General features: G+C 54.6%; 29 protein-coding genes, 1 tRNA gene and 1 pseudogene. 12 read left to right on the forward strand and 19 right to left on the reverse strand.

Annotated features, from left to right (window positions below; all coding sequences use genetic code 11):
* Positions 1-2,291, forward strand: a pseudogene (locus Q0O19_RS07090) (hypothetical protein); the annotation flags it as partial.
* A 916-nt stretch (positions 2,292-3,207) separates the two neighbouring features.
* On the opposite strand, the gene Q0O19_RS07095 reads toward Q0O19_RS07090, so the two are convergent.
* Positions 3,208-3,283 (reverse strand) — tRNA-Arg (locus tag Q0O19_RS07095).
* 141 nt (positions 3,284-3,424) lie between these two features.
* Between Q0O19_RS07095 and Q0O19_RS07100 the strand changes: the two genes are divergently transcribed.
* Entirely contained in the window at positions 3,425-3,952 is a 528-nt protein-coding gene (locus Q0O19_RS07100; protein ID WP_295521309.1) for a c-type cytochrome, read from the forward strand.
* Positions 3,953-3,995: 43 nt separating this feature from the next.
* Here Q0O19_RS07100 and Q0O19_RS07105 read toward each other — a convergent pair whose 3' ends face one another.
* The 12 genes from Q0O19_RS07105 to Q0O19_RS07160 all read right to left on the reverse strand — a co-directional run bounded on the left by Q0O19_RS07105 (position 3,996) and on the right by Q0O19_RS07160 (position 13,340).
* Complete coding sequence (locus Q0O19_RS07105) at positions 3,996-4,544, reverse strand: DUF2946 family protein (protein WP_295521310.1); 549 nt, start codon at positions 4,542-4,544, stop codon at positions 3,996-3,998.
* Complete coding sequence (locus tag Q0O19_RS07110; RefSeq protein ID WP_295521311.1) at positions 4,537-5,550, reverse strand: alpha/beta fold hydrolase; 1,014 nt, start codon at positions 5,548-5,550, stop codon at positions 4,537-4,539. The genes Q0O19_RS07105 and Q0O19_RS07110 overlap by 8 nt, the downstream gene beginning before the upstream one ends.
* A 5-nt stretch (positions 5,551-5,555) precedes the next feature.
* Positions 5,556-6,005, reverse strand: coding sequence for a nuclear transport factor 2 family protein (locus tag Q0O19_RS07115; RefSeq protein WP_295521312.1), 450 nt, complete (start codon positions 6,003-6,005; stop codon positions 5,556-5,558).
* Positions 6,006-6,121: 116 nt separating this feature from the next.
* Positions 6,122-6,535, reverse strand: coding sequence for a F0F1 ATP synthase subunit epsilon (locus Q0O19_RS07120; protein ID WP_295521314.1), 414 nt, complete (start codon positions 6,533-6,535; stop codon positions 6,122-6,124).
* A gap of 73 nt (positions 6,536-6,608) precedes the next feature.
* Positions 6,609-8,012, reverse strand: coding sequence for a F0F1 ATP synthase subunit beta (gene atpD / locus Q0O19_RS07125; protein ID WP_295521315.1), 1,404 nt, complete (start codon positions 8,010-8,012; stop codon positions 6,609-6,611).
* A 38-nt stretch (positions 8,013-8,050) separates the two neighbouring features.
* The gene (gene atpG / locus Q0O19_RS07130; RefSeq protein ID WP_295521317.1) at positions 8,051-8,938 is read right to left on the reverse strand and encodes a F0F1 ATP synthase subunit gamma; all 888 of its coding nucleotides are present in this window, start codon (positions 8,936-8,938) and stop codon (positions 8,051-8,053) included.
* Between the two features lie 27 nt (positions 8,939-8,965).
* Positions 8,966-10,519 (reverse strand): F0F1 ATP synthase subunit alpha, encoded by a 1,554-nt coding sequence (gene atpA / locus Q0O19_RS07135; RefSeq protein ID WP_295521319.1) that lies wholly within the window; start codon positions 10,517-10,519, stop codon positions 8,966-8,968.
* A gap of 44 nt (positions 10,520-10,563) precedes the next feature.
* Positions 10,564-11,094 (reverse strand): F0F1 ATP synthase subunit delta, encoded by a 531-nt coding sequence (locus tag Q0O19_RS07140; RefSeq protein WP_295521321.1) that lies wholly within the window; start codon positions 11,092-11,094, stop codon positions 10,564-10,566.
* Between the two features lie 22 nt (positions 11,095-11,116).
* Positions 11,117-11,587, reverse strand: a complete 471-nt coding sequence (locus Q0O19_RS07145) for a F0F1 ATP synthase subunit B (protein WP_295521322.1) — start codon at positions 11,585-11,587, stop codon at positions 11,117-11,119.
* Between the two features lie 36 nt (positions 11,588-11,623).
* Positions 11,624-11,872, reverse strand: coding sequence for a F0F1 ATP synthase subunit C (gene atpE / locus Q0O19_RS07150; RefSeq protein ID WP_019426878.1), 249 nt, complete (start codon positions 11,870-11,872; stop codon positions 11,624-11,626).
* A gap of 55 nt (positions 11,873-11,927) precedes the next feature.
* Complete coding sequence (atpB, locus tag Q0O19_RS07155) at positions 11,928-12,806, reverse strand: F0F1 ATP synthase subunit A (protein ID WP_295521323.1); 879 nt, start codon at positions 12,804-12,806, stop codon at positions 11,928-11,930.
* A 15-nt stretch (positions 12,807-12,821) separates the two neighbouring features.
* On the reverse strand, positions 12,822-13,340 hold the full coding sequence (locus Q0O19_RS07160) for an ATP synthase subunit I (RefSeq protein WP_366939043.1): 519 nt from the start codon (positions 13,338-13,340) through the stop codon (positions 12,822-12,824).
* Positions 13,341-13,533: 193 nt separating this feature from the next.
* On the opposite strand from Q0O19_RS07160, the gene Q0O19_RS07165 reads away from it, so the two are divergent.
* The 5 genes from Q0O19_RS07165 to yghU are packed head-to-tail and all read left to right on the forward strand — an operon-like array spanning position 13,534 to position 16,950.
* On the forward strand, positions 13,534-13,980 hold the full coding sequence (locus Q0O19_RS07165; RefSeq protein WP_295521325.1) for a DUF4149 domain-containing protein: 447 nt from the start codon (positions 13,534-13,536) through the stop codon (positions 13,978-13,980).
* A gap of 24 nt (positions 13,981-14,004) precedes the next feature.
* The gene (locus Q0O19_RS07170; protein ID WP_295521327.1) at positions 14,005-14,304 is read left to right on the forward strand and encodes a DUF493 family protein; all 300 of its coding nucleotides are present in this window, start codon (positions 14,005-14,007) and stop codon (positions 14,302-14,304) included.
* A 2-nt stretch (positions 14,305-14,306) separates the two neighbouring features.
* Positions 14,307-14,969, forward strand: coding sequence for a lipoyl(octanoyl) transferase LipB (gene lipB, locus Q0O19_RS07175; RefSeq protein ID WP_295521329.1), 663 nt, complete (start codon positions 14,307-14,309; stop codon positions 14,967-14,969).
* A gap of 56 nt (positions 14,970-15,025) precedes the next feature.
* Positions 15,026-16,036: a lipoyl synthase gene (gene lipA / locus Q0O19_RS07180; protein ID WP_295521331.1), complete on the forward strand. Its 1,011-nt coding sequence runs from the start codon at positions 15,026-15,028 to the stop codon at positions 16,034-16,036.
* 41 nt (positions 16,037-16,077) lie between these two features.
* The gene (gene yghU / locus Q0O19_RS07185) at positions 16,078-16,950 is read left to right on the forward strand and encodes a glutathione-dependent disulfide-bond oxidoreductase (RefSeq protein WP_295521333.1); all 873 of its coding nucleotides are present in this window, start codon (positions 16,078-16,080) and stop codon (positions 16,948-16,950) included.
* Between the two features lie 10 nt (positions 16,951-16,960).
* On the opposite strand, the gene ptsP is transcribed toward yghU, so the two are convergent.
* The 5 genes from ptsP to Q0O19_RS07210 are packed head-to-tail and all read right to left on the reverse strand — an operon-like array spanning position 16,961 to position 21,243.
* Positions 16,961-18,745, reverse strand: a complete 1,785-nt coding sequence (ptsP, locus tag Q0O19_RS07190; protein WP_295521335.1) for a phosphoenolpyruvate--protein phosphotransferase — start codon at positions 18,743-18,745, stop codon at positions 16,961-16,963.
* Positions 18,746-18,748: 3 nt separating this feature from the next.
* Entirely contained in the window at positions 18,749-19,018 is a 270-nt protein-coding gene (locus tag Q0O19_RS07195) for an HPr family phosphocarrier protein (RefSeq protein WP_295521336.1), read from the reverse strand.
* Positions 18,987-19,430, reverse strand: a complete 444-nt coding sequence (locus tag Q0O19_RS07200; RefSeq protein ID WP_295521338.1) for a PTS fructose transporter subunit IIA — start codon at positions 19,428-19,430, stop codon at positions 18,987-18,989. The genes Q0O19_RS07195 and Q0O19_RS07200 overlap by 32 nt, the downstream gene beginning before the upstream one ends.
* Positions 19,431-19,441: 11 nt before the next feature.
* Complete coding sequence (locus Q0O19_RS07205) at positions 19,442-20,701, reverse strand: MFS transporter (RefSeq protein WP_295521340.1); 1,260 nt, start codon at positions 20,699-20,701, stop codon at positions 19,442-19,444.
* Complete coding sequence (locus tag Q0O19_RS07210; protein ID WP_295521341.1) at positions 20,698-21,243, reverse strand: hypothetical protein; 546 nt, start codon at positions 21,241-21,243, stop codon at positions 20,698-20,700. Before Q0O19_RS07210 ends, Q0O19_RS07205 begins: the two co-directional genes overlap by 4 nt.
* 53 nt (positions 21,244-21,296) lie before the next feature.
* Between Q0O19_RS07210 and Q0O19_RS07215 the strand changes: the two genes are divergently transcribed.
* The 3 genes from Q0O19_RS07215 (at position 21,297) to Q0O19_RS07225 (ending at position 23,836) form a co-directional block, all read left to right on the forward strand.
* Entirely contained in the window at positions 21,297-22,541 is a 1,245-nt protein-coding gene (locus tag Q0O19_RS07215) for a CaiB/BaiF CoA-transferase family protein (RefSeq protein WP_295521343.1), read from the forward strand.
* Positions 22,541-23,269 (forward strand): alpha/beta fold hydrolase, encoded by a 729-nt coding sequence (locus tag Q0O19_RS07220; protein WP_295521345.1) that lies wholly within the window; start codon positions 22,541-22,543, stop codon positions 23,267-23,269. The genes Q0O19_RS07215 and Q0O19_RS07220 overlap by 1 nt, the downstream gene beginning before the upstream one ends.
* Before the next feature lie 102 nt (positions 23,270-23,371).
* Entirely contained in the window at positions 23,372-23,836 is a 465-nt protein-coding gene (locus Q0O19_RS07225; RefSeq protein WP_295521355.1) for a TlpA disulfide reductase family protein, read from the forward strand.
* Positions 23,837-23,893: 57 nt separating this feature from the next.
* Here the strand turns inward: Q0O19_RS07225 and Q0O19_RS07230 are convergent, their stop codons facing one another.
* Positions 23,894-24,346, reverse strand: coding sequence for a cytochrome c (locus tag Q0O19_RS07230; protein ID WP_295521347.1), 453 nt, complete (start codon positions 24,344-24,346; stop codon positions 23,894-23,896).
* Positions 24,347-24,436: 90 nt separating this feature from the next.
* On the opposite strand from Q0O19_RS07230, the gene Q0O19_RS07235 reads away from it, so the two are divergent.
* Positions 24,437-25,099: a cytochrome b/b6 domain-containing protein gene (locus Q0O19_RS07235; protein WP_295521349.1), complete on the forward strand. Its 663-nt coding sequence runs from the start codon at positions 24,437-24,439 to the stop codon at positions 25,097-25,099.
* Positions 25,100-25,147: 48 nt separating this feature from the next.
* Positions 25,148-25,645, forward strand: a complete 498-nt coding sequence (locus tag Q0O19_RS07240; protein ID WP_295521351.1) for a GNAT family N-acetyltransferase — start codon at positions 25,148-25,150, stop codon at positions 25,643-25,645.
* Positions 25,646-25,647 lie beyond the last annotated feature (2 nt).

Consider the following 25,647-nt stretch of genomic DNA (forward strand, 5'->3'; position numbering starts at 1 on the left):
ACACTTTCTGGGGTGAGTACACAGGCGTGACTACTCCTGATGGTGATGACACGTTCTACGGTGAAGATGGAGATGACCAAGCTTACGCAGGAGCCGGAAACGACACGTTATATGGTGGAGCAGGTAATGATGGTTTAAAAGGCGACGAAGGTAACGATACGATAGATGGTGGTGACGGAAATGACTACCTTAAAGGCGAAGATGGAAATGATTCAATACTAGGTGGCGCTGGAGATGATTCAGTTATCGGAAGCTCCGGTAATGACACTGTATCTGGTGGAAAAGGCAACGACACTTTCTGGGGTGAGTACACAGGCGTGACTACTCCTGATGGTGATGACACGTTCTACGGTGAAGATGGAGATGACCAAGCTTACGCAGGAGCCGGAAACGACACTCTTAATGGAGGCGATGGAACAGACACCTTATCTGGTGGTGGTGGAGATGACACGCTAGATGGTGGAGCAGGTAATGACTCTCTTGTTGGAGGAAACGGAACTGACACCGCAATTTACTCTAAGGCAGTCTCAAACTATGCGATTCAAATTGATGGCCCAGCTGTTGTAATTACCGACAAAGTAACCAATGAAAAAGACGTACTAACCAATATAGAAAATCTTTCTTTTGCAGGTGTTGTGAGTGATGTATCAGCTTTCGGTAAAGTTTCTGTAGATTTCAATACTCTTTCAATACCTGACAAAAAGATCATTCTTGAGGAGCAATACAAGGCTTTAATAACTGATGGAACAAAAAAATGGAGTGGCACAAATTTCACATACTCATTTGCACAATATTCGATCAATAGCGATCCTTTTTATATACCTTCAGGCGAAACATATAAATTTCAGGTTCTTGGCAGCTATCTTCAAAATTTAGCTCGGGAAACTTTCGATTATTTATCAATAATACTTCCTTTATCGTTCACTGAAATCACAAATACTCAAAGTGCAACATTTAAGTTTGAATCTCACAATATGACTGCGGGTGGTTATGCCACGTACCCTGGTTATTCAACTTCAGGCATTGTAGAAATTAGCTCAAAGAACAACTCTGATTTACTAGGTCAGTATGCAGTGTCAACTGTTATTCATGAACTTGGACATTCACTAGGGCTAGATCACACCTCACCCAGAGGAGAAGTTGCTGCAGGTGCAGGTGGTGGCGACGATGCCCCAAGCTTGCCTGATTATTTGGATAGATCCACACTTTCAATAATGTCCTATGCAAAAATACGTATTGATGAATCCTATCTTGCTAGTTACTCAGCTCTAGACATCCGAGCACTCATTTCTCTCTATGGTAAGCGTGAATCGACTGAAGCTACGACTTTTAAACTTCACTATGACTCAAGTCTTTCAACGTCAAGCAAACAAAATTCATTAAACAAAATCCAAACAGGTCAGTGGGATCTATACGGCTATGCACCTTTCATGATTGTTGACAACGGCGGAACAGATACTGTTGACGTATCTGATTGGAAGGGTGGGGTTAAAGTAGATTTATCTGGTTGGGGAATTGGACCCATTGGTGGTGTTGCAAATGACTACACATTTAATAGTGTCAGCAATGGATCATTAATTTCGGAAGGCGATGGTTCTGCAATAGTTACAATCTATCCAGATACAGTTCTTGAAAAGGTTATTGGTAGTCCTGAAGCTGACATCATCATTGGTTACACAGCCTTAGAAACATTAGACGGCGGAGCAGGTAACGATCAAATCACTGGGGGCGGTGGTAACGATGATATTAACGGTGGCACTGGGATTGACACTGCAATTTTCACAAGCGCCTCTAAGAGTTACAAATTTTCTGTTGGATCCAATTCAGTTTTAATTACAGGTGATCCAACTACAGACGGAATAGACACACTAACTAATGTTGAACGCTTAAAGTTCTCAGATAAAACTATAGCCATCGATCTGAGTGAAAATGCAGGGACAACAGCAAAAATAATTGGCGCGGTTTTAGGCAAGTCTCAGGTTCAAAATCCAACTTTTGTCGGTCTTGGATTGAGTTATTTGGATAAAGGAATGACTTACTCAGACCTTGGTGCATTGGCTCTGACTGCAGTTGGAGCAACCACAAATGATGCAGTAGTTTCTACTCTTTGGAAAAATGTAATAGGAACTGATGCCACCCCTGCAATCAAGGCACCCTACATCAAGATGTTGACCGATGGTATGAAGGTGGGTGATCTGGTCCTTCTTGCAGCAGATACAAGTTTCAATACAACGAACATCAACCTAGTTGGTCTTGCACAAACTGGTATTGAGTACTTACCTGTGGTTTAAATTGAGGATTCCAAATCTCAACCGTCAATTTGATTGACGGTTGGAGTGGGTGTTTCCACCCACTCTTTTCAGATGTGACTAGTGGGATAACGAACCTGATTTTTCTGTATTCTTTAAATAAACCCGACCCGTTCTCTCAACTGATCGATCTGGTTCAAAGCACCACTTTTTGATTCCTCAGTTTCCTCGTGACGTTGTAGAAGTACGTTGGACTGCCCTTGGGTGTGATGTTGGCTCCTTCAATGAACGCTACAAGGACTACTTCTCTTGATTCGCTCTTTAGTATCTTGAAGATTTCCAGTGCAGCCGCAGCTTTAGATCCTTGTTCCAGTAGGACCTGTTGACCCATCTTGATGGCATCCTTATTCAAAGATGGATTGATAGGGGACGGGATCATTTGAGTTTCAGGATTTGTATTCACAGTAGACGCTCCACAGAGAGTTGATGATTTACATGGCTTGATCAGGTTGTACTCCCTCCAAGCCAGAGATGTCCTCAAATAGATCAAATGTGGTTTCTGTGAACTGTTGACGGGTCAAGGATGACCCGTATTGATCCCGAATGATCAGGAGCAACGTCTGGAGTTCATCTGGACTGAAATAGTTCACTGGCACCACCTAGATCAAGCGAGGTGCGGTGAGGGTCCATGGGAATCAGGGAATGGGCAACGAGGTGGTTGACCCTGAAGAGAGTGGGAAACTCAAGTCATCTTTAGATCTTGGTTTTTGTCTGTTGACTTGAGAGCATAGATTGTTGATTGCCCTACAGAGGACATCCAAAACTGGTCGAGATGGGGTCGACCCAATCCAACCCCAGTCTGGATCAAATCACTGGTCTACAAGATGGATGTTCCAAGTAATCAATGTCCATCACACGTAACAGTGCGCTCAGCAGGCATGCGAAGGAACATTGCGTTTGGTGCGGCTGGCGGGGATCGAACCCACGACCCTTGGCTTCGGAGGCCAATACTCTATCCACTGAGCTACAGCCGCATTGTGGTGTGCTTGTGCATTATCACATGGCTTGTCATTTTGACCGCAGCTTGCAAGCTCAGTGAAGGGCTGGCCGCTATAATCTCGCGTTGATTCCGGATCACCCGCAGGCCTTCAGGCCAAGCCCTACCAGAGGATTTCATGAGCGACAAAAGTCACGATCACCACGAAGCACATACCGGCCCAGTGAAAACGCCCAAGCAAATGCTTTTGCTCAGCTTGGCTTCTTTCATCATTCCTGTGTTCATCATCATCGGCTTGGTGTTTTATGTCACATCGGCCAACAAAACTGCGCCAGGATCCAGTGACAGCGAGAAGTCACTGGCCCAACGGATACAAAAAGTGGGCTCTATTGAAGTTCGTGATGCCAACCGCCCACTCAAGGCTGGCGAAGAGGTTTATAAAGCCCAATGCTTGGCCTGCCACGCTGCGGGTGCTGCAGGCGCTCCCAAATTGGCGGATCTGGCCGCTTGGGGCCCTCGCATCAAGCAAGGCTTGGAGACCCTGGTCACCTCTGCACTCAAAGGCAAAGGTGCCATGGGCGCACAAGCGGGTGGTGACTTCAACGACATCGAAATCGCACGTGCCGTTGTGTACATGACCAACAACGCCGGTGCCAAGTTTGCTGAACCTGAAGCACCTGCTGCTGCAAGCTCAGAGAAAAAGTGATTTTTCACTGGCTTATTCAAAACCGACCTGTGGGTCGGTTTTTTTACGCCTTGATTGAGTTGGCGATCGCTTGCGGGCTGATCACAAAGCCATGTTGAATTTGCAAGTTCTTTGAGTCACAACTTTCCAGGCTCCAACGGCCTTGCTCCAAGGCTTCAGCCACTTGGCCAACATCCATCGTATGGACCAAGCCCAGACCCAAAGGGGTTTTGAGGTACACACGACCGTTTTCATCTAGTAGGCATGCCAGCGCTTGGGTGATTTCTCCTGTCTGGGCCACTGGCATGAAGTTTTCATTCAAACGCCAGACATAGGGGGTCAGTTCAAGTTCTACGTAAACCCTTTGAGGGCCGTTCTGGAAGAACCACTGGCCCTTGTCATCCGCCGCGTAATTGCGATGAATGAACTCGATCAACTTCTCGTGCTTCAATACCGAGCCTTTGGCGCCTGGCACACCGCTTTGGAATGCGCCCAAGCGCTGCACTGGGTCATCCCGCATGTGCCATTGACCCCGGCTGTCCAGGCCCAACCATCCGTAACAGTCCGGCACGTTGGGCCATTTGGCCATGGCTTGTTTGACGATATCATCCATCGTTCATACGCCCTTCGTGCAGTGGCTTGCCGGCGGCAGCCATCAACCACCCGCCTACAGCATCGGGCAGTCCTCGGATATGCCCCGGCCATGCGCCTTGCGCAAACCCCACATGGCCGCCGTGTTCGGGTTGCCACAATGTGACCGACTGAGAGACATCCTGTTTTTGCGGCAAACTGTGACTGGGCACAAAGGGGTCATTCCGAGCGTTCATCGCCAAAGCGGGCAATTGGATGTTTTTCATCAATGGTTTAGCAGAAGCTTTTGTCCAATAATCATCTGTGTTTTTGAACCCATGCAAGGGCGCTGTAAACACATTGTCAAATGCGTACAGATCCTTTGCGGCCATGAGTTTCAGGGGATCAAACAAACCCGGGTGCTGGGCCAGCTTGGCCATGGCTTTGGGCTTCATGCTGCGCAAAAACATCCGGGTGTAGATGTGACGGTTCAAGCCTTGTCCCATCGCTAAACCACTTTGCGTTAAATCCAAAGGGGCACAAATGGAAGCAATGGCGTCTGCACTTCTCAAAGCCAATTCCCCATGTTCTGCTGCCCATCGCATCAAGGCATTGCCACCGAGTGATATGCCTGCAGCGACCAACGTTTGGCCGCCTTCTTTCTGATGCTGCAGTCGCAACTTGGCCAACACCCAATGGATTTCTTGGTGATCGCCCGAATGGTAGGCCCTTGGACCTTGGTTCAGCTCACCACTGCAGCCTCTGAAATGGGGCAAAGCAAAATGCACATCGTTATCAGTCGCCCAATCGGCAAAGGACTGTGCGTAATGGCTTTGGGATGAGCCTTCCAAACCATGAAAGAGCACCATCAAAGGCCGTTTAGGGTTGCTGGCAACTTGACGGTCCACATCGATGAAATCGCCATCGGGGGCAATCCAGCGCTCTCGGACCTGAGGCAACACAGAGCCTAACTGTCGACGCGCAAACAATGCAGGCCAAATGGTTTGCGCATGTCCTCCCGGCAACCAAGCCGGTGGTGTGTATTGCATAGAGGTTAATGAAGGACTTGAGGTTTCACTCCCACATCAACCGAATCATGCGTCGTCCCAGGGCTGGTATGGTGGGCCACCATGCGCCAGCCTTGTGGGGTCTTGTGATAGACATTGGTGGCAATCACAAACGCTTGCTGTCGCCCTTGCGGCGTGATGACTTCAACGCGTTCCACCAGATGGTGAACCGCACTGGCCAATGACTCAATCTTGTGGATTCTTTCGGGGTACGCCTGGACACTGCCGTTTGAAAACATCGTTTCAAATGTTGCACGGATGGCGCCTTGTCCGACCAACCTGGGGCCGCCGGGGTGAATACAAACAATGTCGTCTTCTTCCGCCCAACAGCCCATGAGCTGCTCTATGTCGGCGTTGTGCAGCGCTTCGTAGAAGTTGTGTTCAACATCATCAGGGGTTCCCCCCACAATGGCTGCTTGGAGTTTGGCGCGTTTCATGATGCCTTCAAGTCTACACGTCCCTCATTTGAGTTGGGCAACAAAAAAACCCGGTGACATCGCTGCGCCGGGTTTTGATGGTGCTTGTTGTGCAAGCACCCCATTTGAGCTGCGCCTTACTTCTTGCGGAACTTGCGAAGTGCAGACAACTGAGCAGCCAAAACAGCCAACTCGGACGTCGCACGGGCCATGTCGATTTCGCTTTTGGCGTTTTTCAAAGCCTCTTCTGCCAAAGCCTTGGCCGCATTGGCTTTTTCTTCATCGAGGTCTTTGCCTCGAATCGCCGTGTCAGACAACACAGTCACACAGTCAGGCTGTACTTCCAAAATACCACCTGCGACGAATACAAATTCCTCGCCGCCATCGGCCTTCTCGATGCGAACCGAACCGGCCTTGATCCGGGTGATCAAAGGCGTATGGCGCGGGTAAATGCCCAACTCGCCAGACTCACCCGGCAAGGCCACAAAGCGGGCTTCACCTGAGTAGATGGACTCTTCGGCACTGACCACATCAACGTGGATGGTGTTCATGTTTACTCCTTAAAAAGGTGCGTTCAAGCTGGCCAAGGGAAAGCGGGTTCAACCGGCTGCCCCAAAGCGCTGCTTAAGCTGCCTTTTTGGCCTTTTCGAAAGCTTCGTCGATCGTGCCGACCATGTCGAACGCTTGCTCTGGCAGGTGATCGCACTCGCCGGCCACAATCATCTTGAAGCCACGGATGGTCTCAGCCAAGGTGACGTATTTGCCGGGAGAACCGGTAAACACTTCAGCCACATGGAAAGGTTGCGACAAGAAACGCTGGATCTTGCGGGCACGGGCCACAGCCAACTTGTCTTCAGGTGCCAAGTCGTCCATGCCCATGATGGCGATGATGTCGCGCAGTTCGCGGTAACGCTGCAATGTGCCTTGCACAGCGCGGGCTGTTTCGTAGTGGTCCTGACCGACCACCAAGGGGTCCAACTGACGGCTAGTGGAGTCCAAAGGATCCACAGCAGGGTAAATGCCGAGTGAGGCAATGTCACGGGACAACACAACGGTTGAATCTAAGTGAGCGAAAGTGGTCGCAGGCGATGGGTCGGTCAAGTCATCGGCTGGCACGTAAACGGCCTGGATGGAAGTGATCGAGCCGACTTTGGTCGACGTGATGCGTTCTTGCAAACGGCCCATTTCTTCTGCGAGGGTTGGCTGATAACCCACAGCAGATGGCATGCGGCCCAACAAAGCGGACACTTCTGTACCGGCCAAGGTGTAGCGGTAGATGTTGTCCACAAAGAACAACACATCTTTGCCTTCGTCACGGAAAGATTCAGCAATGGTCAAGCCGGTCAAGGCCACACGCAGACGGTTGCCTGGTGGCTCGTTCATCTGACCGTAAACCATGGCCACTTTGGACTCAGGCAGGTTCTCAAGGTTCACCACGCCGGAATCGGCCATCTCGTGGTAGAAGTCGTTGCCTTCACGGGTACGCTCACCCACCCCCGCGAACACGGACAAACCGCTGTGCGCCTTGGCGATGTTGTTGATGAGTTCCATCATGTTCACGGTCTTGCCCACACCGGCACCACCGAACAAGCCGACCTTACCGCCTTTGGCAAAGGGGCACACCAAGTCAATCACCTTGATGCCGGTTTCCAGCAATTCTTGTGAAGGGCTCAGTTCATCGTAAGCAGGGGCTTTGCGGTGGATGGAAGCGGTGAGTTCCTGGCTAACAGGACCACGCTCATCAATGGGCGCACCCAACACATCCATGATGCGACCCAGAGTGGCTTTGCCCACGGGTACGGTGATGGCCTTGCCGGTGTTGAACACCATCAGGCCACGACGCAGGCCGTCGGAAGAACCGAGCGCAATGGTGCGCACGATGCCGTCGCCGAGTTGCTGCTGCACTTCCAGGGTCAGCGCGGAGCCTTCCATTTTGAGTGCGTCATAAACTTTGGGCATCTGGTTGCGTGGAAACTCCACGTCCACCACCGCGCCAATACACTGAACAATTTTTCCTTGGGCTTGCATTTTTCGCTCCAAATAATTTGAATTTGCTGAACTGGGAATCAACCGCTGATCGCGGCTGCGCCAGAGACGATTTCCGACAGTTCTTTGGTGATGGCGGCTTGACGGGTTTTGTTGTAAACGAGTTTGAGCTCGCCAATCACATTGCCCGCATTGTCTGTTGCGGCCTTCATGGCCACCATACGTGCGGCGTGTTCTGAAGCCATGTTTTCTGCCACAGCTTGGTAAGCCAGGGCTTCTGCATAACGGATCAACAAATCGTCAATGACCGACTGGGCGTCGGGCTCATAGATGTAGTCCCATCCGTGGGTCACGCCACTGGCTGCTTTGGTCTCTGCTTCCATCTTGGAAGAAGACAAGGGCAACAACTGGTCGATGGTGGGCACTTGTGCCATGGTGCTGACAAACTTGTTGTAGCACAGGTACACAGCACTTACCTCACCTGCAGCGTAAGCATCGAGCAGCACTTTGACGGGACCGATCAACTTTTCCAGATGTGGTTTATCGCCCAAATGCGTCACGTTGGCCACCACTTTGGCGTTGACGCGGTTCAGGAAGCCCAAACCTTTGCCACCAATGGCTACTGCCAGAGGTGTCTTGCCTTCGGCCTGCGTTTCACGCAGTTTTCCGGTCACAGCGCGAAGCAAGTTGGTGTTCAAGCCACCGCACAAACCTTTGTCCGTGGTCACCACAATGAAACCGATCGACTTGCCATCGTTTTGTTTCATGAAGGCATGCACGTACTCAGGGTTGGCCTGCCCGAGATGGGTCGCGATGCTGCGAATTTTCTCACTGTAAGGCCGGGCCGTGCGCATACGCTCCTGCGCCTTGCGCATTTTGGAAACGGAAATCATCTCCATGGCCTTGGTGATCTTCTTGGTGTTTTCCACCGATTTGATCTTGGTGCGTAGTTCCTTGCCCGATGCCATCAGAGGCTCCTTTTGATCAGGTAGAAATTAAGCAAAGCTTTTCTTGAACGCAGCCACTGCGGTGGTCAATTCAGCTTCCGCTTCTTTGTCCAAAGCTTTGGCGCTTTCGATCTTGGCCAGCAATGCAGCGCACTTGTCTTTCAAGTAAGCGTGCAAACCGTGCTCGAAAGACAGGACTTTCTTGACGTCAATGTCGTCCATGAAGCCTTTGTTCACAGCAAACAAACTGGCTCCCATCAAGCTGATCGACAAGGGGCTGTATTGGGCTTGCTTGAGCAATTCAGTCACGCGGGCACCGCGGTCCAACTGCTTGCGGGTGGACTCGTCCAGATCAGAAGCGAACTGCGCAAAAGCAGCCAATTCACGGTACTGCGCCAAGTCGGTACGGATACCACCGGATTGACCTTTAATGACCTTGGTCTGAGCGGAGCTACCGACGCGCGACACCGAGATACCGGCGTTGATCGCAGGACGGATGCCGGCATTGAACAAACTGGTTTCCAGGAAAATCTGACCGTCGGTGATCGAAATCACGTTGGTGGGCACGAATGCAGACACGTCACCGGCTTGTGTTTCGATGATGGGCAATGCTGTCAGTGAACCTGTTTTACCCGTCACAGCACCTTTTGTGAAAGCTTCGACGTAGTCGGCGTTCACGCGGGCTGCACGCTCCAGCAAACGGCTGTGCAAATAGAACACATCGCCTGGGTAAGCTTCGCGGCCTGGTGGGCGGCGCAACAACAATGACACTTGGCGGTAAGCCACCGCTTGCTTGGACAGATCGTCGTAGACAATCAATGAGTCTTCGCCACGGTCACGGAAGTATTCGCCCATCGTGCAACCGGAGTAGGCCGACACGTACTGCATCGCAGCAGATTCAGAGGCGGAAGCAGCCACAACGATGGTGTACGCCATCGCGCCAGCTTGTTCCAGAGCGCGCACCACGTTTTTGATCGACGAGGCTTTTTGGCCAATCGCGACATAAACGCAGGTCATGTTCTGACCTTTTTGGTTGATGATGGCGTCGATCGCGACGGCAGTCTTGCCGGTTTGACGGTCACCAATGATCAGTTCGCGCTGGCCACGGCCCACGGGAACCATGGAGTCGATCGACTTCAAGCCCGTCTGCCTCGGCTCGTCCACCGATTTACGTGCGATCACGCCTGGGGCGACTTTTTCGATCACGTCGGTCATCTTGGCATTGATGGGACCCTTGCCATCAATGGGCTGGCCCAGAGCATTCACCACGCGGCCAATCAATTCGGGGCCCACGGGCACTTCCAAAATGCGGCCGGTGCACTTGACCGTGTCTCCTTCGGAGATGTGCTCATATTCACCCAAGATCACGGCGCCGACCGAGTCACGCTCGAGGTTCAGGGCCAGACCAAATGTGGCAGCGCCATCGGCGGTTGATGGGAATTCGAGCATTTCGCCCTGCATCACATCAGACAAACCGTGAACACGAACGATACCGTCGGTCACAGACACCACAGTGCCTTGGTTACGGATATCGGCGTTGACGGACAGCCCTTCGATGCGGCTCTTGATCAGTTCAGAAATTTCTGCGGGATTGAGTTGCATGACTCTTTCCTTCTTTCTTTAAATATGTCCGGTCTCCATCCGCATCAAGCGGTGAGGGCCGATTTCATTTGTTCCAGTCGGGCTTTGACAGAGGTGTCAAGCACCTCATCACCCACCACCACACGGATACCACCGATCAAGTCGGCATCGAGCTCGATGCTCACATTGAGCTTGCGCGCAAAGCGTTTTTCGAGCGTGGACGACAAGTCGGCCAAAGCCGAAGCGTCGATGGGAAATGCGCTGTAAACAACTGCATCAGCAGTGCCACTTTGCGCATTCATCAGTGCCCGGTACTGCTGTGCAACCACAGACAGTGCACTGAGACGGCGGTTTTCGATCAGCAGATGCAGGAAGTTTTTGCCAGCCTCGGGCAGTGCTGTTCGCAGCACGCCAGAGATCAACTCGAACGCCTGCTCATCGGACACTTTGGGGCTGTCGACGAACTGCTGCAACAGCGTATTTTGCGCAACAGCGGCCAATTCATCCAGCCAAGCGGCCGTGCCAGCAAGGTCGGATGCCTGGGCCTTGAACAGCGCTTCGGCATAAGGGCGGGCAATGGTAGCAAGTTCTGCCATGGTCTTCTCTGGCTGGAGCTTTTTACAGCTCGGTCTTGAGGCGGCTCAACAGATCAGCGTGGACACCGGCATTGACTTCCTTGCGGAGAATCTGCTCGGCACCTTTCACGGCCAAAGCTGCGACCTGCTCACGCAGGACTTCACGCGCTTTGACAGCTTCCTGCTCAGCTTCGGCTTTTGCAGCGGCGATGATCTTGTTGCCTTCTTCGGTGGCACGTGCTTTGGCGTCGTCAACGATGCCGTTTGCACGGCGCTCAGCATCTGCCAAGCGCGAAGCCGTCTCGTTGCGCGACTGGGCCAATTCGGCCTCAACACGCGCATTGGCATTGCTGAGCTCGGCTTTGGCTTTGTCGGCGGCAGCGAGGCCGTCAGCGATTTTCTGTGCCCGTTCGTCGAGCGCTTTTGTGATCGGGGGCCACACGAATTTCATCGTGAACCACACCAGAATCGCAAAAACGATCATCTGAATGAACAGAGTAGCGTTAATGTTCACGGTTCAATCCTTCTTCTGTTGGAAGAGGTACGTGGATTACTTCAAAACGAAGGGGTTGGCGAAGGCGAACAGCAAAGCAATGGCCACACCGATCAAGAACGCAGCATCGATCAAACCAGCCAACAAAAACATTTTGGTTTGCAACTCGTTCATCAATTCAGGTTGACGTGCACCAGACTCGAGGAATTTGCCACCCATCATGCCAATGCCGATAGAGGCACCCAAAGCACCCAAACCAACGATCAAACCACAAGCCAATGCCACCAGGCCGAGAATGTTTTCCATGAGAAGCTCCTAAAGTGAGTGGAAAAAGAAAGAAAAAACAAAGGAAAAATTGTCATCAATGCGCGTCGTGCGCTTGGCCTGTATAGACCAACGTTAACATCATAAAGATGAAAGCTTGCAAGGTGATGACCAAGATGTGGAACAGAGTCCACACGGTACCGGCAATGACATGGCCGATGGCCAGTCCCACGCCAGTGGTTGACAATGCCCAGCCACCACCCATGAGGGCAATCAACATGAACACCAACTCACCTGCAAACATGTTGCCAAACAGTCGCATGCCGTGCGAGACCGTCTTGGCCAAGTATTCAATCATCTGCATCAAGAAATTGATCGGGTACAGCGCCCAATGGTTGCCAAAGGGCGCCGAAACCAGTTCGTGCACCCAGCCGCCCATTCCCTTGATTTTGATGTTGTAAAACAAACAAATCAAAAGCACAGAACAGGACAACCCCAAAGTGGTGGATAAATCAGCCGTTGGAACCACGCGCATGTAATCTTTGAATCCCAATGCCGGGCCAACGGCATGCCAAGCGCCTGGCAGCAAGTCCACCGGCAACATGTCCATGGCATTCATCAGGAAAATCCAGACAAAAACCGTCAGCGCCAGCGGTGAAATCAACTTGCGACTTTTCGCATTGTGGATCACGCCTTTGGCTTGGTTTTCAACCATTTCGGAAAGCAACTCAACAGCCGCCTGGAAGCGGCCTGGAACGCCCGATGTGGCTTTGCGCGCAGCCGACCATAAAAGAAAACAGCCCACAACACCCAACAATACCGACAAAACAACCGAGTCAAGGTTGAACAAACTGAAATCAACGATGCTTGTTTGCTTCACGCCTTCAAATGAGAAATTCATTTGCAGATGTTGCAAGTGATGCTGGATGTACTCTCCAGCCGTTGGGGCATGCGCGCCAGCGTTTTCAGCAGACATAAATCACCAATCTGTTCAAAAAAAAGTCGGTTTCGATTGTCGTTGTATCCAGCCTAAGGCCATGGCCAGCCAATACACCTTGATCGTCACCACAAAGCTGGCTACCAAGGCAAGCCAGCTCAAATCATTTACCACTTTAGGCGCAACCAAAAGCAACGCCACGGTCAAGACAATTTTGACCAACTCCCACAAGAACAAACCCGCCAGTGCAGCTTTGGGCTGACCCACTCGCATTTGTCGGCTCAAAGCCCTGACAAACACCAGGGCAGGTATCACCACGGCAACCACACCCCACGCCACTGAAGCTACCAGCCTCAGTTCACGCATCACAAGCCATGTCAGCAGCACCATCAATACACCCACACCCGCTTGCAAACCAATAATGCGCCAAGGCATTGATGCAGGGTTTTTCAGCCGCCAAGCCTGCGCTTCATCGGCTGTCATCGGCTTGAATTCAGGCTCAATGACCGCATTGACAGCGCTCGCTTTGATGTCGTCTGGGTCTGCTTGCGAAGTTGAGGCGATGTCAGTCATCTCAAATGGCACACAGATTGAACGTGCATCAGATGTTGTAAAGCCTCAGATTCTATACGTAAAAACCCGTGCCTCTCCACTTTTTTGACCCTGATCCACGCAGGTTGCACGGTTTACGTGCATTCTCTGATGTCTCAAAGAATCTTTTGTGTTTTTTTAAGTCCGCTTAACACTCCACCTTGAAGTCAACTTTATGTACGAATGGATTAAATTTTTTCACTTGGGCGCAGGCATCGTCTGGCTGGGCGGCATGGCGCTGGTGATTTTGGCCTTGCGTCCTGTGGCAATCCAGCGCTTGCCCCCTCCGGAGCGCGTAGGCTTGATGTCGAGCGTCTTATCCCGCTTTTTTGTTATGGTTTGGATCTCCATCGCCTTGATTTTGACCACGGGGTTTTGGATGCTCTCAGTGACCGACTTGAAGCTTGCGCCCCGAGGCTGGCACGCCATGTCGGGGCTGGGGGTGTTGATGTGTGTTATTTTTGCGCACATCTGGTTTGCGCCGTTTCGCCGCCTAAAGGCCGCAGTCACTGTTGAAGACTGGCCTGCTGCAGGCAAAGCCTTGGGGCAAATCCACCCGATGGTGCTGACCAATTTTGCGCTGGGCTGGCTGGCGGTACTGTCAGTCGTCGTCTGGCGTTAAGCTTGCGGGCCCAATGGAACAATTATGAGCGCTTCCACCACCCCTCCCACCGGCACTGACCCGCGCAAAGACAGCCTGATCGAGTACCCCTCTGTCTTTCCGATCAAGGTCATGGGGGCCATGGCTGATGGTTTTGCTGAAGCCATGTGTCAGGTTGCCCGCCAGTTCGATCCAGGGTTCGACCCCCGCACTGTGGAGCTGCGCCCCAGCAAAGGTGGCAATTATTTGGGTGTGACACTCAGCATCACAGCCACCAGCCGTGAACAATTGGACAGCCTTTACCGCGCCCTGACCTCGCACCCCATGGTCAAAATCGTGCTTTGAGCATGGAAATCCGGTTTCTTGGGCAAGTGGACTACTTGCTAACCTATGAAGCCATGCAGGCTTTTACAGCCCATCGCCTGGCCGACACACCCAATGAACTGTGGCTGTGCGAACACCCTCCAGTCTTCACCCAAGGGCTGGCGGGCCAAGCCTCGCACCTGTTGATGCCGGGCGACATCCCGGTGGTTCAAACCAACCGGGGCGGGCAAGTGACTTTTCATGGCCCCGGCCAAGTCATGGCCTACCCATTGGTCAATCTGAAACGGGCAGGTTATTTCGTCAAAGAGTACGTCTTCAAGTTGGAAGAGTCGGTCATCCGCACCCTGGCGCATTTCGGCGTCACAGGCCACCGTGTGGCAGGTGCGCCGGGCATTTATGTGAGACTGGACGACCCCTTCAGCCATGCGGCCTTGGTCGGCCCGGCGCCGGCCAACGACCCGTTCAAGGGCCTGGGCAAAATCAGCGCCTTGGGCATCAAGGTCAGCCGCCATTGCACTTACCACGGTGCGGCTCTCAACGTGGCCATGGACCTTCAACCCTTTGAGCGCATCAATCCCTGTGGGTATACAGGCCTGAAAACCGTAGATCTTTTTACAATCGGGGTAGAAACCACATGGGACGATGCTGCCTATGTGCTGGCGAACCAACTGGCCGCGCGCTTGTAAGACTTGACCCCACGTACGCCCCATGCATGCCGCCCCGCGGCGATTGAAAGATTCCGATGAGCAACACACCCGCCGAACGTCCTGTGGTCCGCGAAGCGCAAAGCGTCGAGAACTACGACCCCATGGCCAAACAGAAAGCGGCGGCCAAGCTCTCGCGCATTCCGGTCAAAGTCGAAGCAGGCGAAGTGCTGAAAAAACCGGATTGGATCCGTGTCAAGGCGGGCTCGCCCACCACCCGCTTTTACGAGATCAAGGATGTGCTTCGCGCCAACAAACTGGTGACGGTCTGCGAGGAAGCCAGTTGCCCCAACATCGGTGAATGTTTTGGCAAGGGAACCGCCACCTTCATGATCATGGGCGACAAATGCACACGACGCTGCCCTTTTTGCGACGTGGGCCACGGCCGCCCCGACCCGCTGGATTTGAACGAGCCGGACAATCTGGCCAAAACCATTGCGCAACTCAAGCTGCAGTATGTGGTCATCACCAGCGTGGACCGTGACGACCTGCGTGACGGCGGTGCCGGGCACTTTGTGGAATGCATCCGCAAGACCCGTGAACGCTCACCCACCACCCAAATCGAGGTGCTGGTGCCCGACTTCAGGGGCCGCGACGAACGCGCTCTGGAAATCCTCAAAGCCGCACCGCCCGATGTGATGAACCACAACATGGAAACCGTGCCACGCCTTTACAAAGAAGCCCGCCCGGGCTCCGACTACCAGTTCTCGCTGAACCTGTTGAAGAAATTCAAAGCCTTGTTTCCCAACGTGCCCACCAAGAGCGGCCTGATGGTGGGCTTGGGCGAGACAGACGACGAGATTCTCGAAGTCATGCGTGATATGCGTGCGCACCACATCGAAATGCTGACCATTGGCCAGTACCTGGCCCCCAGCAACAGCCACCTGCCCGTGCGCCGCTACGTGCACCCCGACACCTTCAAAATGTTCGAGGCCAAAGCCTACGAGATGGGCTTTTCGCACGCAGCCGTGGGCGCCATGGTGCGCAGCAGTTACCACGCGGACCAGCAAGCGCACTCAGCGCAAATGAGCTTGGCTGACAAGGCCTGAAACCCTCAATGACCGACACACCCACTTGGATTTGAAGCACCATGACAGACGCCAGCACTTACACCCCTCCCTCCGTGTGGACCTGGAACAAGGCCAACGGCGGGCGCTTTGCCAACATCAACCGACCCATCTCGGGTGCCACACACGAAAAAGACTTGCCGCGGGGCAAACACCCGCTTCAGCTTTACTCATTGGGAACACCCAACGGCGTCAAGGTCACGGTGATGCTCGAAGAGTTGCTGGCTTTGGGACATGCAGGTGCCGAGTACGACGCTTGGCTGATCCGCATCCAAGAAGGCCAGCAGTTCAGCAGCGGCTTTGTGAGCGTGAACCCCAATTCCAAAATTCCTGCGTTGATGGACTGCAGCGGTGAGCAGCCTGTGCGGGTGTTCGAGTCGGGCGCGATTTTGCTGTATTTGGCGGAGAAATTTGGCACTTTGGTCCCCACCGATCCGGCCCAACGCGCCGAATGCTTGTCTTGGTTGTTTTGGCAAATGGGCAGCGCCCCCTATTTAGGCGGTGGCTTTGGCCATTTTTATGCCTACGCGCCCATCAAGATCGAATACGCCATCGACCGCTTCGCCATGGAAGTCAAACGCGAAATGGACGTACTCGACAAGCGTTTGGCCCAGAACCGCTTCATTGCGGGTGACGATTACACCATCGCCGACATCGCCATTTGGCCTTGGTACGGTGCTTTGGCCAAGGGCCTCATGTACGAAGCGGGTGAGTTTTTGCAGGTTCACGAGTACACCCATGTGCAGCGCTGGGCCGAGGAACTGGCGCAACGCCCCGCGGTTCAGCGAGGGCGCATGGTCAACCGCGTCATGGGTGCTCCCGAATCTCAGTTACACGAACGGCACGATGCGGGTGACTTTGACACGCGCACGCAAGACAAACTCAACCAGGCTTGAAGCACGCTTGTTACCAAGTCTTTGACCCAAGCCTTGGGTCCGTGCTTGAAGGGATCATGCAACTCGCCGGATCATCGCTGTCCAACACCTGTTCAGCCCACACCTTCAGCTTGGTGCAATCCGAGCGCAAGACCTGCTGCTTGACCAACAGAATTTGGGAAGGGTGCATGGAAAAGCTGCGCAAGCCCAAGCCCAACAGAAGCCGCGTCATGGCCACATCACCCGCCATCTCGCCACAGACGGAAACACTTTTGCCTTGTCGGTGACATTCGGCAATGGTGTCGGCGATCAAACCCAACACAGCCGGGTGCATGGGGTCGTACAAATGCGCCACCGTTTCGTCAGCCCGGTCAATCGCCAAGGTGTACTGTATCAAGTCGTTGGTGCCGATCGATAAAAAGTCGAAGTGTTTGAGAAACAGCCTCAGCGACAAGGCTGCCGCCGGGATTTCGATCATCGCACCCAAACGCACGGGGCCATGGGCTTCGCCACGGCGGTCCAATTCTTGGCGCGCCTGCTCAATGAGGGCCAAGGTCTGGCGGATCTCGCTGCCATGTGCCAGCATGGGGATCAGCAAATTGACTTGGCCATGCGCTGCCGCTCGCAAAATGGCCCGCAATTGGGTCAAAAACATGGCCGGGTCGGCCAAGCACCAGCGGATGGCCCGCAAGCCCAGCGCCGGGTTCAAGTGCGAGGCCTCGTGTCGGGTGTCGTCCAGCGGCTTATCGGCCCCCACGTCCACGGTTCGGATGGTCACAGGCAAACCATTCATGCCGTCCACCGCGCGGCGGTAGGCTTGGTACTGCGCCTCTTCATCCGGCAAATGGCCTTGTCGGCCCATGAATAAAAATTCACTGCGGAACAAGCCTACGCCCAAGGCGCCTGCTGTGATCGCCGCATGCGTGTCTTCGGGCATTTCAATGTTGGCCAGCAACTCAATCTTTTGGCCATCGAGGGTGACGGACGGCGTGTGGCGCAAGCGTGCCAAGCGTTCGCGCTCCAGAGCACCCTGGCGTTGCTTGAAACCGTAGTCGGCCAAGATGATGGGTGAGGGGTCCACGATGACCACGCCTGCGTCACCATCGATGATGACCCAATCGTCTTGCTTGACCAACTGACTGGCAGTGCGCGCACCCACAACCGCAGGAATGTCCAAGCTGCGGGCCACGATGGCCGTGTGAGAGGTCTTGCCGCCCACATCGGTCACAAAGCCCGTGAAAACACTTTGCTTGAACTGCAGCATGTCGGCGGGTGACAAATCATGGGCCACCAGAACCAGTGGCACGTCAATATCACCCAGTTGAAGCTCTTGTTGTGGGCGTTGGGGGCGCTTGGCCTGCGCGACCAAAGAACCGGTGCCTTTGAGGCAATGCAAGACCCGCTCGCCCACCTGTTCCATATCGGCTTTGCGCTCGCGCAGATAGGGGTCTTCCATTTCGTCAAATTGGCGAACGATGATCTCCAATTGGCTGGTCAAGGCCCATTCGGCGTTGTAAAAGCGCGTTTTGATCCATTGCACCACGCCCGCCGTGAGCTCTTCGTCTTGCAGCAGCATCAAGTGCACGTCCAGCAAAGCCGCCAGTTCGTGTGGCGCGTCCTTGGGCATGTCTTTTTGCAAACGCTGCAGCTCGTCGACCACGGCATCTCGAGCCACGCGCAAACGGTGAATTTCTGCGCTGACTTGGTCGGGGTTGACGAAATAATGCGCCACATCGACCCGGCTAGAGGCCACGAGAACCGCACGGCCAATGGCGATGCCACGCGCCACCGCCAAGCCATGGATGCTGAACGTCATGGCTTATTCGCCTTCGCCAAATTTGTCGTTGATCAGGGCCAGCAAGGCCGTCAAAGCCTCTTCGTCGCGCTCGCCTGCAGTGTCCAGCACCACTTCGCTGCCCAAGCCTGCCGCCAGCATCATCACGCCCATGATGCTTTTGGCGTTGATGCGGCGCTCCCCCTTGCTGAGCCAAACTTCACACGGGAAACTACCCGCCAGCTTTGTCAGCTTGGCCGATGCCCGGGCGTGTAAACCCAATTTATTGCTGATGGTCACGGTGGCTTGGGGCATGTCTCTGTCCGGTTTGATTTTGGGGTGCTGTGCTGCCCACGGGCATCACACCTTGGGTGCCACCAGCCTGGGCCCGTGCTGCCAGCGCCTGGAGGCTTTCGTGTCGGTAGCAAATGCTGCGCAGCAGCATGGGCAAATTGGCGCCGGCCACCAAGCGCGTGTTGTTGCCATCGCCCAGCAGCTGGGCCACGTTGCAGGGCGTGGCACCAAATACATCGCTGAGCAGCAATACCTCATCCGTGCCCAGCGCGACCATGGCTTGGCGCGCCAGGTTCAAGCTGTCTTCAGGTGCATCGTCTGGCAAAACGTCGAGCGCCAGCACGCCATCTGCACAATCTGGGAAAACGTGCAAAGCACATTCGCGCAAGGCAGTGGCCAAAGGGGCATGGGCAATGATGAGGATACCGATCATGGTGGTGCTGATTATCGGGCTTGCAATGGCTTTTTCAGCATGAAAAAGGCCCATGAAGCCATTGAGCTGATGCCAAAACAGGCCAGGGCCACCTGATAGGCTTGGTCGTTGGCCAACCCCATGGCGCGTGCGGCGTCGACCAACAGCCCGATGCCCCACTGCACAACAAAGATACCGGCAAACACCACCAAGTTGTAGGCCGAAAGCGCACGCCCAGCCAAATGTGAGGGAAACGCCATGCCCACCGCAGGTTGCGCCAGTGCCACAAAGGTGCTGGTCGTGCAGAGCAAGGCCAAAGCAACGGCAGCGCTCTCACCAATGGCAGGCCCCGTCCAGACGAGTGTGGCCATGACGACAAAACTCAAAGGCAAGCCCCAGGCGATCAAGCGCTCCACAGGAATGCCTTTGCGTGCCAGCCTCGGCGTGACCAACCCCCACAACCAGAAAGTCACCAGCATGGACAAGTTGATGAGGAACAGTCCTGAGGCGGCTTCGGACGCTGCCCAACCGGCCACCTGCGTCATCCAAGGCCCTGCCCACAGGGTTTGAATGGCCACCATGCCGCCGTAGCTGAAAAAGCCAATTGGCGTCATGCGCCAAAAATAGGCGCTGCGCCAGATCTCACGGTAGCTGCCGTCGTCATCGGCTGGTCTTTGTGAGCCGCCGATTCCGGCTTTTTGCCAGACCGGCACCAACAAGGCGATCAGCAGCATGGCGATGCCGATCATGAGGCCCAGCACAACGAAAATGGGGCGCCAACCCCAAATGGGCATGAGCCACTGCACCGGCAAAGTGGCGGCCAACATGCCCAATGAACCCGTCATCAACATCCAAGAATTGGTGCGCAGCTGGGTGCTGGCGTCAAACCATCGGCGGTAGCCCGTGAGCGGGGCCATCAGGCAAGCGCTCACGCCCATGCCGCACAGTACCCGCGCGGCCAACAGGCCATGGAAACTGTCGGCCCATGAAAAGGCCAAGCAACCCAGCACCGCCAAAGTCAAGAAAGCCAAGATGACTTTTTTGGGGCCATGCTGGTCCAGCCATCGACCCAAGGGCAATTGTGTGAGCGAAAAACCCAGAAAATAGCCGCCCGCCAACAGCCCCAAATCTTGGGCACTCAAGTTGAACTCGGTGGTCAGTGTGGGCGACAGGGTGGCGGTGATGGCCCGCACCAAGGCCGAAAAAAAGTAGGCCAGCGCAAAGGCCAAGAACACCACCACCGCCATGCGGCGCGGCAAATGGTCAGCACGCGAAGGCTCAGTCGTGCTCATGGCTTGATCCCGTCAAACAAGGTGTTGGCTATCTCTGGCTGAACTTTGGGGTCATACACCACGGCATGAACCACGCGCACGCGCTCACCCTCGGCCAAAGCACCCCAAACAGCGTCCATGCGCACAGGCTCGCCATTGGCGCGCAAACCCGACGCTTGAACCCTGACAGAAGCGGACAAAGGCATCAGCCCCGGCCGTTGCCATGCTTGCGTGCCTGAGGCCAATGGTTGTTGGACCCGGGCGTTGTCCAAGGTGGCTTTTTGCCACCCCAGCAGGACGGCATTGGCATCGGTTCCGGCTGGCAAGCTTGCCGTCATCACCGCCACCATGGCGGTGCCACTCTCGCAGCCCACCACTTGCAGGTCAACAGGCACGCCCCCTAAGGGCACGCTGCGCGTGGTTCTGTCTGGCTTACAAGGCAATTGGACTTTGAGAACGCTGCCCTCCAGACTGACGTCGCGCCAGTTTTGGACAGGACTGCAAGCGGTCAAATTCAGTAAAACTGTCAAACTGACCACAAGGGCCGAGAAATGGATTTGCATGGGGTGATTATCCTGATCAGCGGCGGCCTCTGGTTTTGGGGACAATGGTGTCCATGAATTCACTTGACGGCATCCGCGTTCTCGACCTTTCCCGTGTATTGGCGGGCCCTTGGTGTACACAGACTTTGGCCGACTTAGGGGCAGATGTCATCAAAATCGAGCGCCCCGGAACGGGTGACGATACCCGCACATGGGGGCCACCGTTTTTGAAAGATGCACACGGGCGAGACACGGCAGAGGCCGCGTACTACCTCGGTGCCAACCGCAACAAGCGGTCTTTGACCTGTGACATCGCCCAGCCTGAGGGGCAAGCCCTGATCCGCGAATTGGTGCAACACTGTGACGTGTTTGTGGAGAACTTCAAGGTGGGCGACATGGCACGGTATGGCTTGGACTACGCCAGCCTGAGTGCCCTGAACCCGAAATTGGTTTACTGCAGCGTGACGGGCTTTGGACAAACTGGCCCCTACCGCGAGCGCGCAGGTTACGACTATGCCGTGCAAGGCATTGGCGGCTTGATGAGCGTGACGGGCGAGCGCGACGACTTGGGGGGTGGTCCCCAAAAAGTGGGGGTGGCCGTCGCCGATTTGTTCACCGGCATGTATGCCACCGTGGCGATTTTGGCGGCGCTGCGCCATGCCGATCGCACCGGCATGGGCCAACAGGTGGACATGGCCCTGCTCGACACCCAGGTCGCCATGCTGGCCAATTTGGGCTCGAATTACCTGGTCAGCGGCCAAGTGCCCGGACGCGCAGGCAACGCGCATCAAAACATCGTGCCTTACCAAGTGTTTGAGGTCATGCCCCCCGAAGGTGCTGCACCGAACACACGCGACCACCTGATCTTGGCCGTGGGCAACGACGGGCAGTTTGCCAAGTTTTGTGCTGTGGCCGGTTGCCCCGAATTGGCCCAGGACCCTCGCTATGCGCTCAACGCGTCCCGTGTTCGCAACCGCGCCGAGTTGGTACCCCGACTGGAAGCCATCATGGCCACCCGAACCAAAGCCGTTTGGCTGAATGCACTGGAAGCGGCCAAGGTGCCCTGCGGAGCCATCAACACGTTGAGCGAAGTCTTTTCCGACCCACAAGTCCAAGAGCGCGGCATGGTGAGCACCTGGTTACATCCGATTCAACCTGAGATGAAGCTGGTCTCCAGCCCCATCAAGATGAGCTTGACCCCCGTACGGCAAGATCTACCGCCTCCCATGCTGGGCCAACACACGGCTGAGGTGTTGGGCGAAGTACTGGGCTGGACGGCAGAACAACAAGTTTCCTTGCGTGGCAAAGGCGTGATTTGATGGCGAACTTCCTGCTCGTTCATGGGGCTTGGCACGGCGCTTGGTGCTGGCAACGTGTGTTGCCCGGCTTGATGCAGGCAGGGCACCGCGCCCACGCGGTCACCCTCACCGGAGTGGGTGAACGCGCCCATTTGTGCCATCCTGGCATTGACTTGGAAACTCACATCCAAGATGTAATGGGGGCCATGGATGCTGAGGAAATGGACGATGTGGTGCTGGTGGTGCACTCTTACGCGGGCATGCTGGGCACGGCTGTGGCCGATCGCAGGCCACAGCGCTTGCGCCATTTGGTTTACTTGGATGCGGTGCTGCCCAAACCTGGCGAAAGCTGGAGCAGCATCCACGCCAGCGCCACCCGAAATGCCCGCATAAATGCGGCGCAAACCAACCCCTTGCATGCATTTCCAGCACCTGACCCCTCGGTTTTTGGTTTGAGCGATGCAGACCACGCATGGGTGGCTCGGCGTCAAACCCCGCACCCAGTGGGCCCGTACACGCACGTGCTCGACTTCGACCCTCTGCGCGTGGCCAGCGTTCCCAGAACCTTCATCAACTGCACCGCACCGCCCTTGGGCACCATTGATGTCAGCCGATTGCGCATGGTAGACCCCCAATTTTGGGGTGGTGCTTGGTTGGCGGGTTCGCAGATTTTGGAAATGCAGACCGGTCATGACCCCATGGTCAGTGATCCTGAAGGCCTTTTGGCGCACCTGGTGTCTGTGATTTGAGTCAGAAACGCTTTGACAAAGGGATTTAAACTTTCCACCATGCACCCACACCACACATCCTGTTTGAATCCGCAACCTTGGGGTCGCCGTTTGTGGACTTGGATGGGTGCCATCGGCTTGTCCCTGGCCCTTTGGGGTTGCTCGGGTGAGCGAGCACCGGCATCTTCCTTTGTTTTGCTCGACGGCACCACGCTGACTTCCCAACAGTTGCAAGGACGCGTGGCTTTGGTCAATTTCTGGGCCACCAGCTGCACCACCTGCGTGTCCGAAATGCCCGAACTGGTGGCTACATACAAGCAATTCAAAGACCGTGGCTTTGACACAGTTGCAGTGGCCATGAGCTATGACCCGCCCAGCTATGTCGTCAATTTTGCGCAATCGCGGCAACTGCCCTTCAAGGTGGCCATTGACAATACGGGCGCGGTGGCACGTGAATGGGGTGACATCAAGCTCACGCCGACCACGTTTGTGGTCAACAAGCGAGGCATGATCGTGAAACGCTTTGTGGGGACGCCCGACTTTGTCGAACTGCACCAGTTGATCGACAAGCTTTTGGCTGAGACCTGATTTTTCAGGCCTTCACTGGCCATCGGCGTTGACATCCAAGCCGATGGCAGCGGTCTTTCACTCTTTGCGGAAATTGTCGTGACATGCTTTGCACGACGCTGCGGCAGGGCCGAATGCGGCCTTCAGTGCATCCACGTTGCCTGCTTTGGCCGCTGTGTTGAGCTTGGCAATTTCAGCTTGCATCTTGTCAGACGCTTCTTTGTATTTGGCCGCTTCTTTCCAAATTTCAGGTTTGGCACGGGTATCACCCTTGTCGGTGCCTTCGCCAAAGGCCGCCCATGGCAGCTTCGCAATGCTGGCAACGATTTCTGCATTTTCGGCTGCCGCCTTGGCATCGTAAGGGACACGGCCGTTGGCCATGGCGCCCAAGCGTCCAAAGTGCGCCGCCATCACGGTAAAGCTTGCCTTGCGGTACTTCACCGCATCTTCCGGTTTGGCAAATTGCGCATGCGCAGGCATGCTCAAGGCCAAAGCCACCAAAGTTCCCATCAGGCCAAGGTTTTGTTTCATGTTTGACTCCAATCATTTGAAACACTGTGAAAAACTTATCCCTTTAGAGTCTGGCACAATTTTTTAATTGCCGCAAAGCTGAAAGTGTTTATGTTCACCCTTCGCATTTGGGATTTGCCCACTCGACTGTTCCATTGGGCATTGGCCATGTGTGTCGTGGGCTTGATCATCACCGGCAAATTGGGTGGCAATGCCATGGTCTGGCATTTCCGATTGGGTTATGTTGTTTTGGTGCTTTTGCTTTTTCGACTGTTTTGGGGTCTTGTCGGTGGTTTTTGGTCACGATGGTCACAGTTGCCCTTGGGACCACGACAAATTTGGTCCTATTTGAAAAAGCGCACTTTTGCCCATTCTTTTCCAGGTCACAACCCTTTGGGTTCTTGGTCTATTGTGGCCATGTTGTTGGTCTTGATTTTTCAGGTGAGCACCGGCTTAATCAGTGACGATGAGATCGCCAATGCCGGGCCCCTGACCACCTTGGTGAATGGCCAGTGGGTGTCTTGGGCCACCAGCTGGCACAAGCAGTGGGGCCAATGGTTGGTGATTTTTTTGGTGGGCCTGCACCTGTCGGCGCTGCTGGTGTACCGGCTTCAAAAGAAGGCACCCTTGGTGCCCGCCATGCTTCATGGCGACAAAATATTCTCTCTTCCGGTGACCGAATCGCAGGACCGCACCGTCGACCGTCTATGGGCTGTGGTTTTGCTGGTCGTCTCTTCATCGGCTGTTTGGGCGCTTTTGAATTCAGTCCCCTGAGGGGCCATTACACTGGTGAATCTATTTTTTGGTGCTGCATTTCTACCGATGACCTTTCATCTGCCTGACATTCAAATCATCCAAGCCCATCGCTTGACGGATATGGACCATGCACGCGCCATTTTTCAAGAGTACGCCGCCACATTGCGCGTAGATTTGTGCTTTCAGGGCTTTGAGCAAGAGCTTCTTGATTTGCCCGGCGAATACGCCAGCCCTCGGGGTGCGCTTTTGTTGGCCTGGGTGGATGGTGCTTTGGCGGGCTGCTGCGCTCTGCGCCCTCTGGACGCCTGCGACTACCCCAATGCCGCAGAAATGAAGCGCTTGTATGTCAAACCGGTTTGCCGGGGCTTGGGCTTGGGTCGTCAGCTGACCGAAGCCATATTGGATGCCGCTCGTGCGTCCGGCTACAGCTGCGTTTTATTGGACACGTTGGATGACATGGAGTCGGCTCGGGCGCTCTATGAAGATTTGGGGTTTGTGGAAATCCCCCCTTATTATCACAATCCACATGCTGGCGCGCATTACCTCAAAGTGGAGATCGATTGATC

This window comes from Limnohabitans sp. Rim8 (assembly GCF_945869175.1).
Classification (GTDB): domain Bacteria; phylum Pseudomonadota; class Gammaproteobacteria; order Burkholderiales; family Burkholderiaceae_C; genus Limnohabitans_A.

What these genes read in the sequence shown, in the direction of transcription:
- Q0O19_RS07100 (WP_295521309.1), top strand. Translation starts at nt 3,425, where the DNA reads ATGAGCGACAAAAGTCACGATCACCACGAAGCACATACCGGCCCAGTG.
- Q0O19_RS07105 (WP_295521310.1), bottom strand. Translation starts at nt 4,544, where the DNA reads ATGGATGATATCGTCAAACAAGCCATGGCCAAATGGCCCAACGTGCCG.
- Q0O19_RS07110 (WP_295521311.1), bottom strand. Translation starts at nt 5,550, where the DNA reads ATGCAATACACACCACCGGCTTGGTTGCCGGGAGGACATGCGCAAACC.
- Q0O19_RS07115 (WP_295521312.1), bottom strand. Translation starts at nt 6,005, where the DNA reads ATGAAACGCGCCAAACTCCAAGCAGCCATTGTGGGGGGAACCCCTGAT.
- Q0O19_RS07120 (WP_295521314.1), bottom strand. Translation starts at nt 6,535, where the DNA reads ATGAACACCATCCACGTTGATGTGGTCAGTGCCGAAGAGTCCATCTAC.
- atpD (WP_295521315.1), bottom strand. Translation starts at nt 8,012, where the DNA reads ATGCAAGCCCAAGGAAAAATTGTTCAGTGTATTGGCGCGGTGGTGGAC.
- atpG (WP_295521317.1), bottom strand. Translation starts at nt 8,938, where the DNA reads ATGGCATCGGGCAAGGAACTACGCACCAAGATCAAATCGGTGGAAAAC.
- atpA (WP_295521319.1), bottom strand. Translation starts at nt 10,519, where the DNA reads ATGCAACTCAATCCCGCAGAAATTTCTGAACTGATCAAGAGCCGCATC.
- Q0O19_RS07140 (WP_295521321.1), bottom strand. Translation starts at nt 11,094, where the DNA reads ATGGCAGAACTTGCTACCATTGCCCGCCCTTATGCCGAAGCGCTGTTC.
- atpE (WP_019426878.1), bottom strand. Translation starts at nt 11,872, where the DNA reads ATGGAAAACATTCTCGGCCTGGTGGCATTGGCTTGTGGTTTGATCGTT.
- atpB (WP_295521323.1), bottom strand. Translation starts at nt 12,806, where the DNA reads ATGTCTGCTGAAAACGCTGGCGCGCATGCCCCAACGGCTGGAGAGTAC.
- Q0O19_RS07160 (WP_366939043.1), bottom strand. Translation starts at nt 13,340, where the DNA reads ATGACTGACATCGCCTCAACTTCGCAAGCAGACCCAGACGACATCAAA.
- Q0O19_RS07165 (WP_295521325.1), top strand. Translation starts at nt 13,534, where the DNA reads ATGTACGAATGGATTAAATTTTTTCACTTGGGCGCAGGCATCGTCTGG.
- Q0O19_RS07170 (WP_295521327.1), top strand. Translation starts at nt 14,005, where the DNA reads ATGAGCGCTTCCACCACCCCTCCCACCGGCACTGACCCGCGCAAAGAC.
- lipB (WP_295521329.1), top strand. Translation starts at nt 14,307, where the DNA reads ATGGAAATCCGGTTTCTTGGGCAAGTGGACTACTTGCTAACCTATGAA.
- lipA (WP_295521331.1), top strand. Translation starts at nt 15,026, where the DNA reads ATGAGCAACACACCCGCCGAACGTCCTGTGGTCCGCGAAGCGCAAAGC.
- yghU (WP_295521333.1), top strand. Translation starts at nt 16,078, where the DNA reads ATGACAGACGCCAGCACTTACACCCCTCCCTCCGTGTGGACCTGGAAC.
- ptsP (WP_295521335.1), bottom strand. Translation starts at nt 18,745, where the DNA reads ATGACGTTCAGCATCCATGGCTTGGCGGTGGCGCGTGGCATCGCCATT.
- Q0O19_RS07195 (WP_295521336.1), bottom strand. Translation starts at nt 19,018, where the DNA reads ATGCCCCAAGCCACCGTGACCATCAGCAATAAATTGGGTTTACACGCC.
- Q0O19_RS07200 (WP_295521338.1), bottom strand. Translation starts at nt 19,430, where the DNA reads ATGATCGGTATCCTCATCATTGCCCATGCCCCTTTGGCCACTGCCTTG.
- Q0O19_RS07205 (WP_295521340.1), bottom strand. Translation starts at nt 20,701, where the DNA reads ATGAGCACGACTGAGCCTTCGCGTGCTGACCATTTGCCGCGCCGCATG.
- Q0O19_RS07210 (WP_295521341.1), bottom strand. Translation starts at nt 21,243, where the DNA reads ATGCAAATCCATTTCTCGGCCCTTGTGGTCAGTTTGACAGTTTTACTG.
- Q0O19_RS07215 (WP_295521343.1), top strand. Translation starts at nt 21,297, where the DNA reads ATGAATTCACTTGACGGCATCCGCGTTCTCGACCTTTCCCGTGTATTG.
- Q0O19_RS07220 (WP_295521345.1), top strand. Translation starts at nt 22,541, where the DNA reads ATGGCGAACTTCCTGCTCGTTCATGGGGCTTGGCACGGCGCTTGGTGC.
- Q0O19_RS07225 (WP_295521355.1), top strand. Translation starts at nt 23,372, where the DNA reads ATGGGTGCCATCGGCTTGTCCCTGGCCCTTTGGGGTTGCTCGGGTGAG.
- Q0O19_RS07230 (WP_295521347.1), bottom strand. Translation starts at nt 24,346, where the DNA reads ATGAAACAAAACCTTGGCCTGATGGGAACTTTGGTGGCTTTGGCCTTG.
- Q0O19_RS07235 (WP_295521349.1), top strand. Translation starts at nt 24,437, where the DNA reads ATGTTCACCCTTCGCATTTGGGATTTGCCCACTCGACTGTTCCATTGG.
- Q0O19_RS07240 (WP_295521351.1), top strand. Translation starts at nt 25,148, where the DNA reads ATGACCTTTCATCTGCCTGACATTCAAATCATCCAAGCCCATCGCTTG.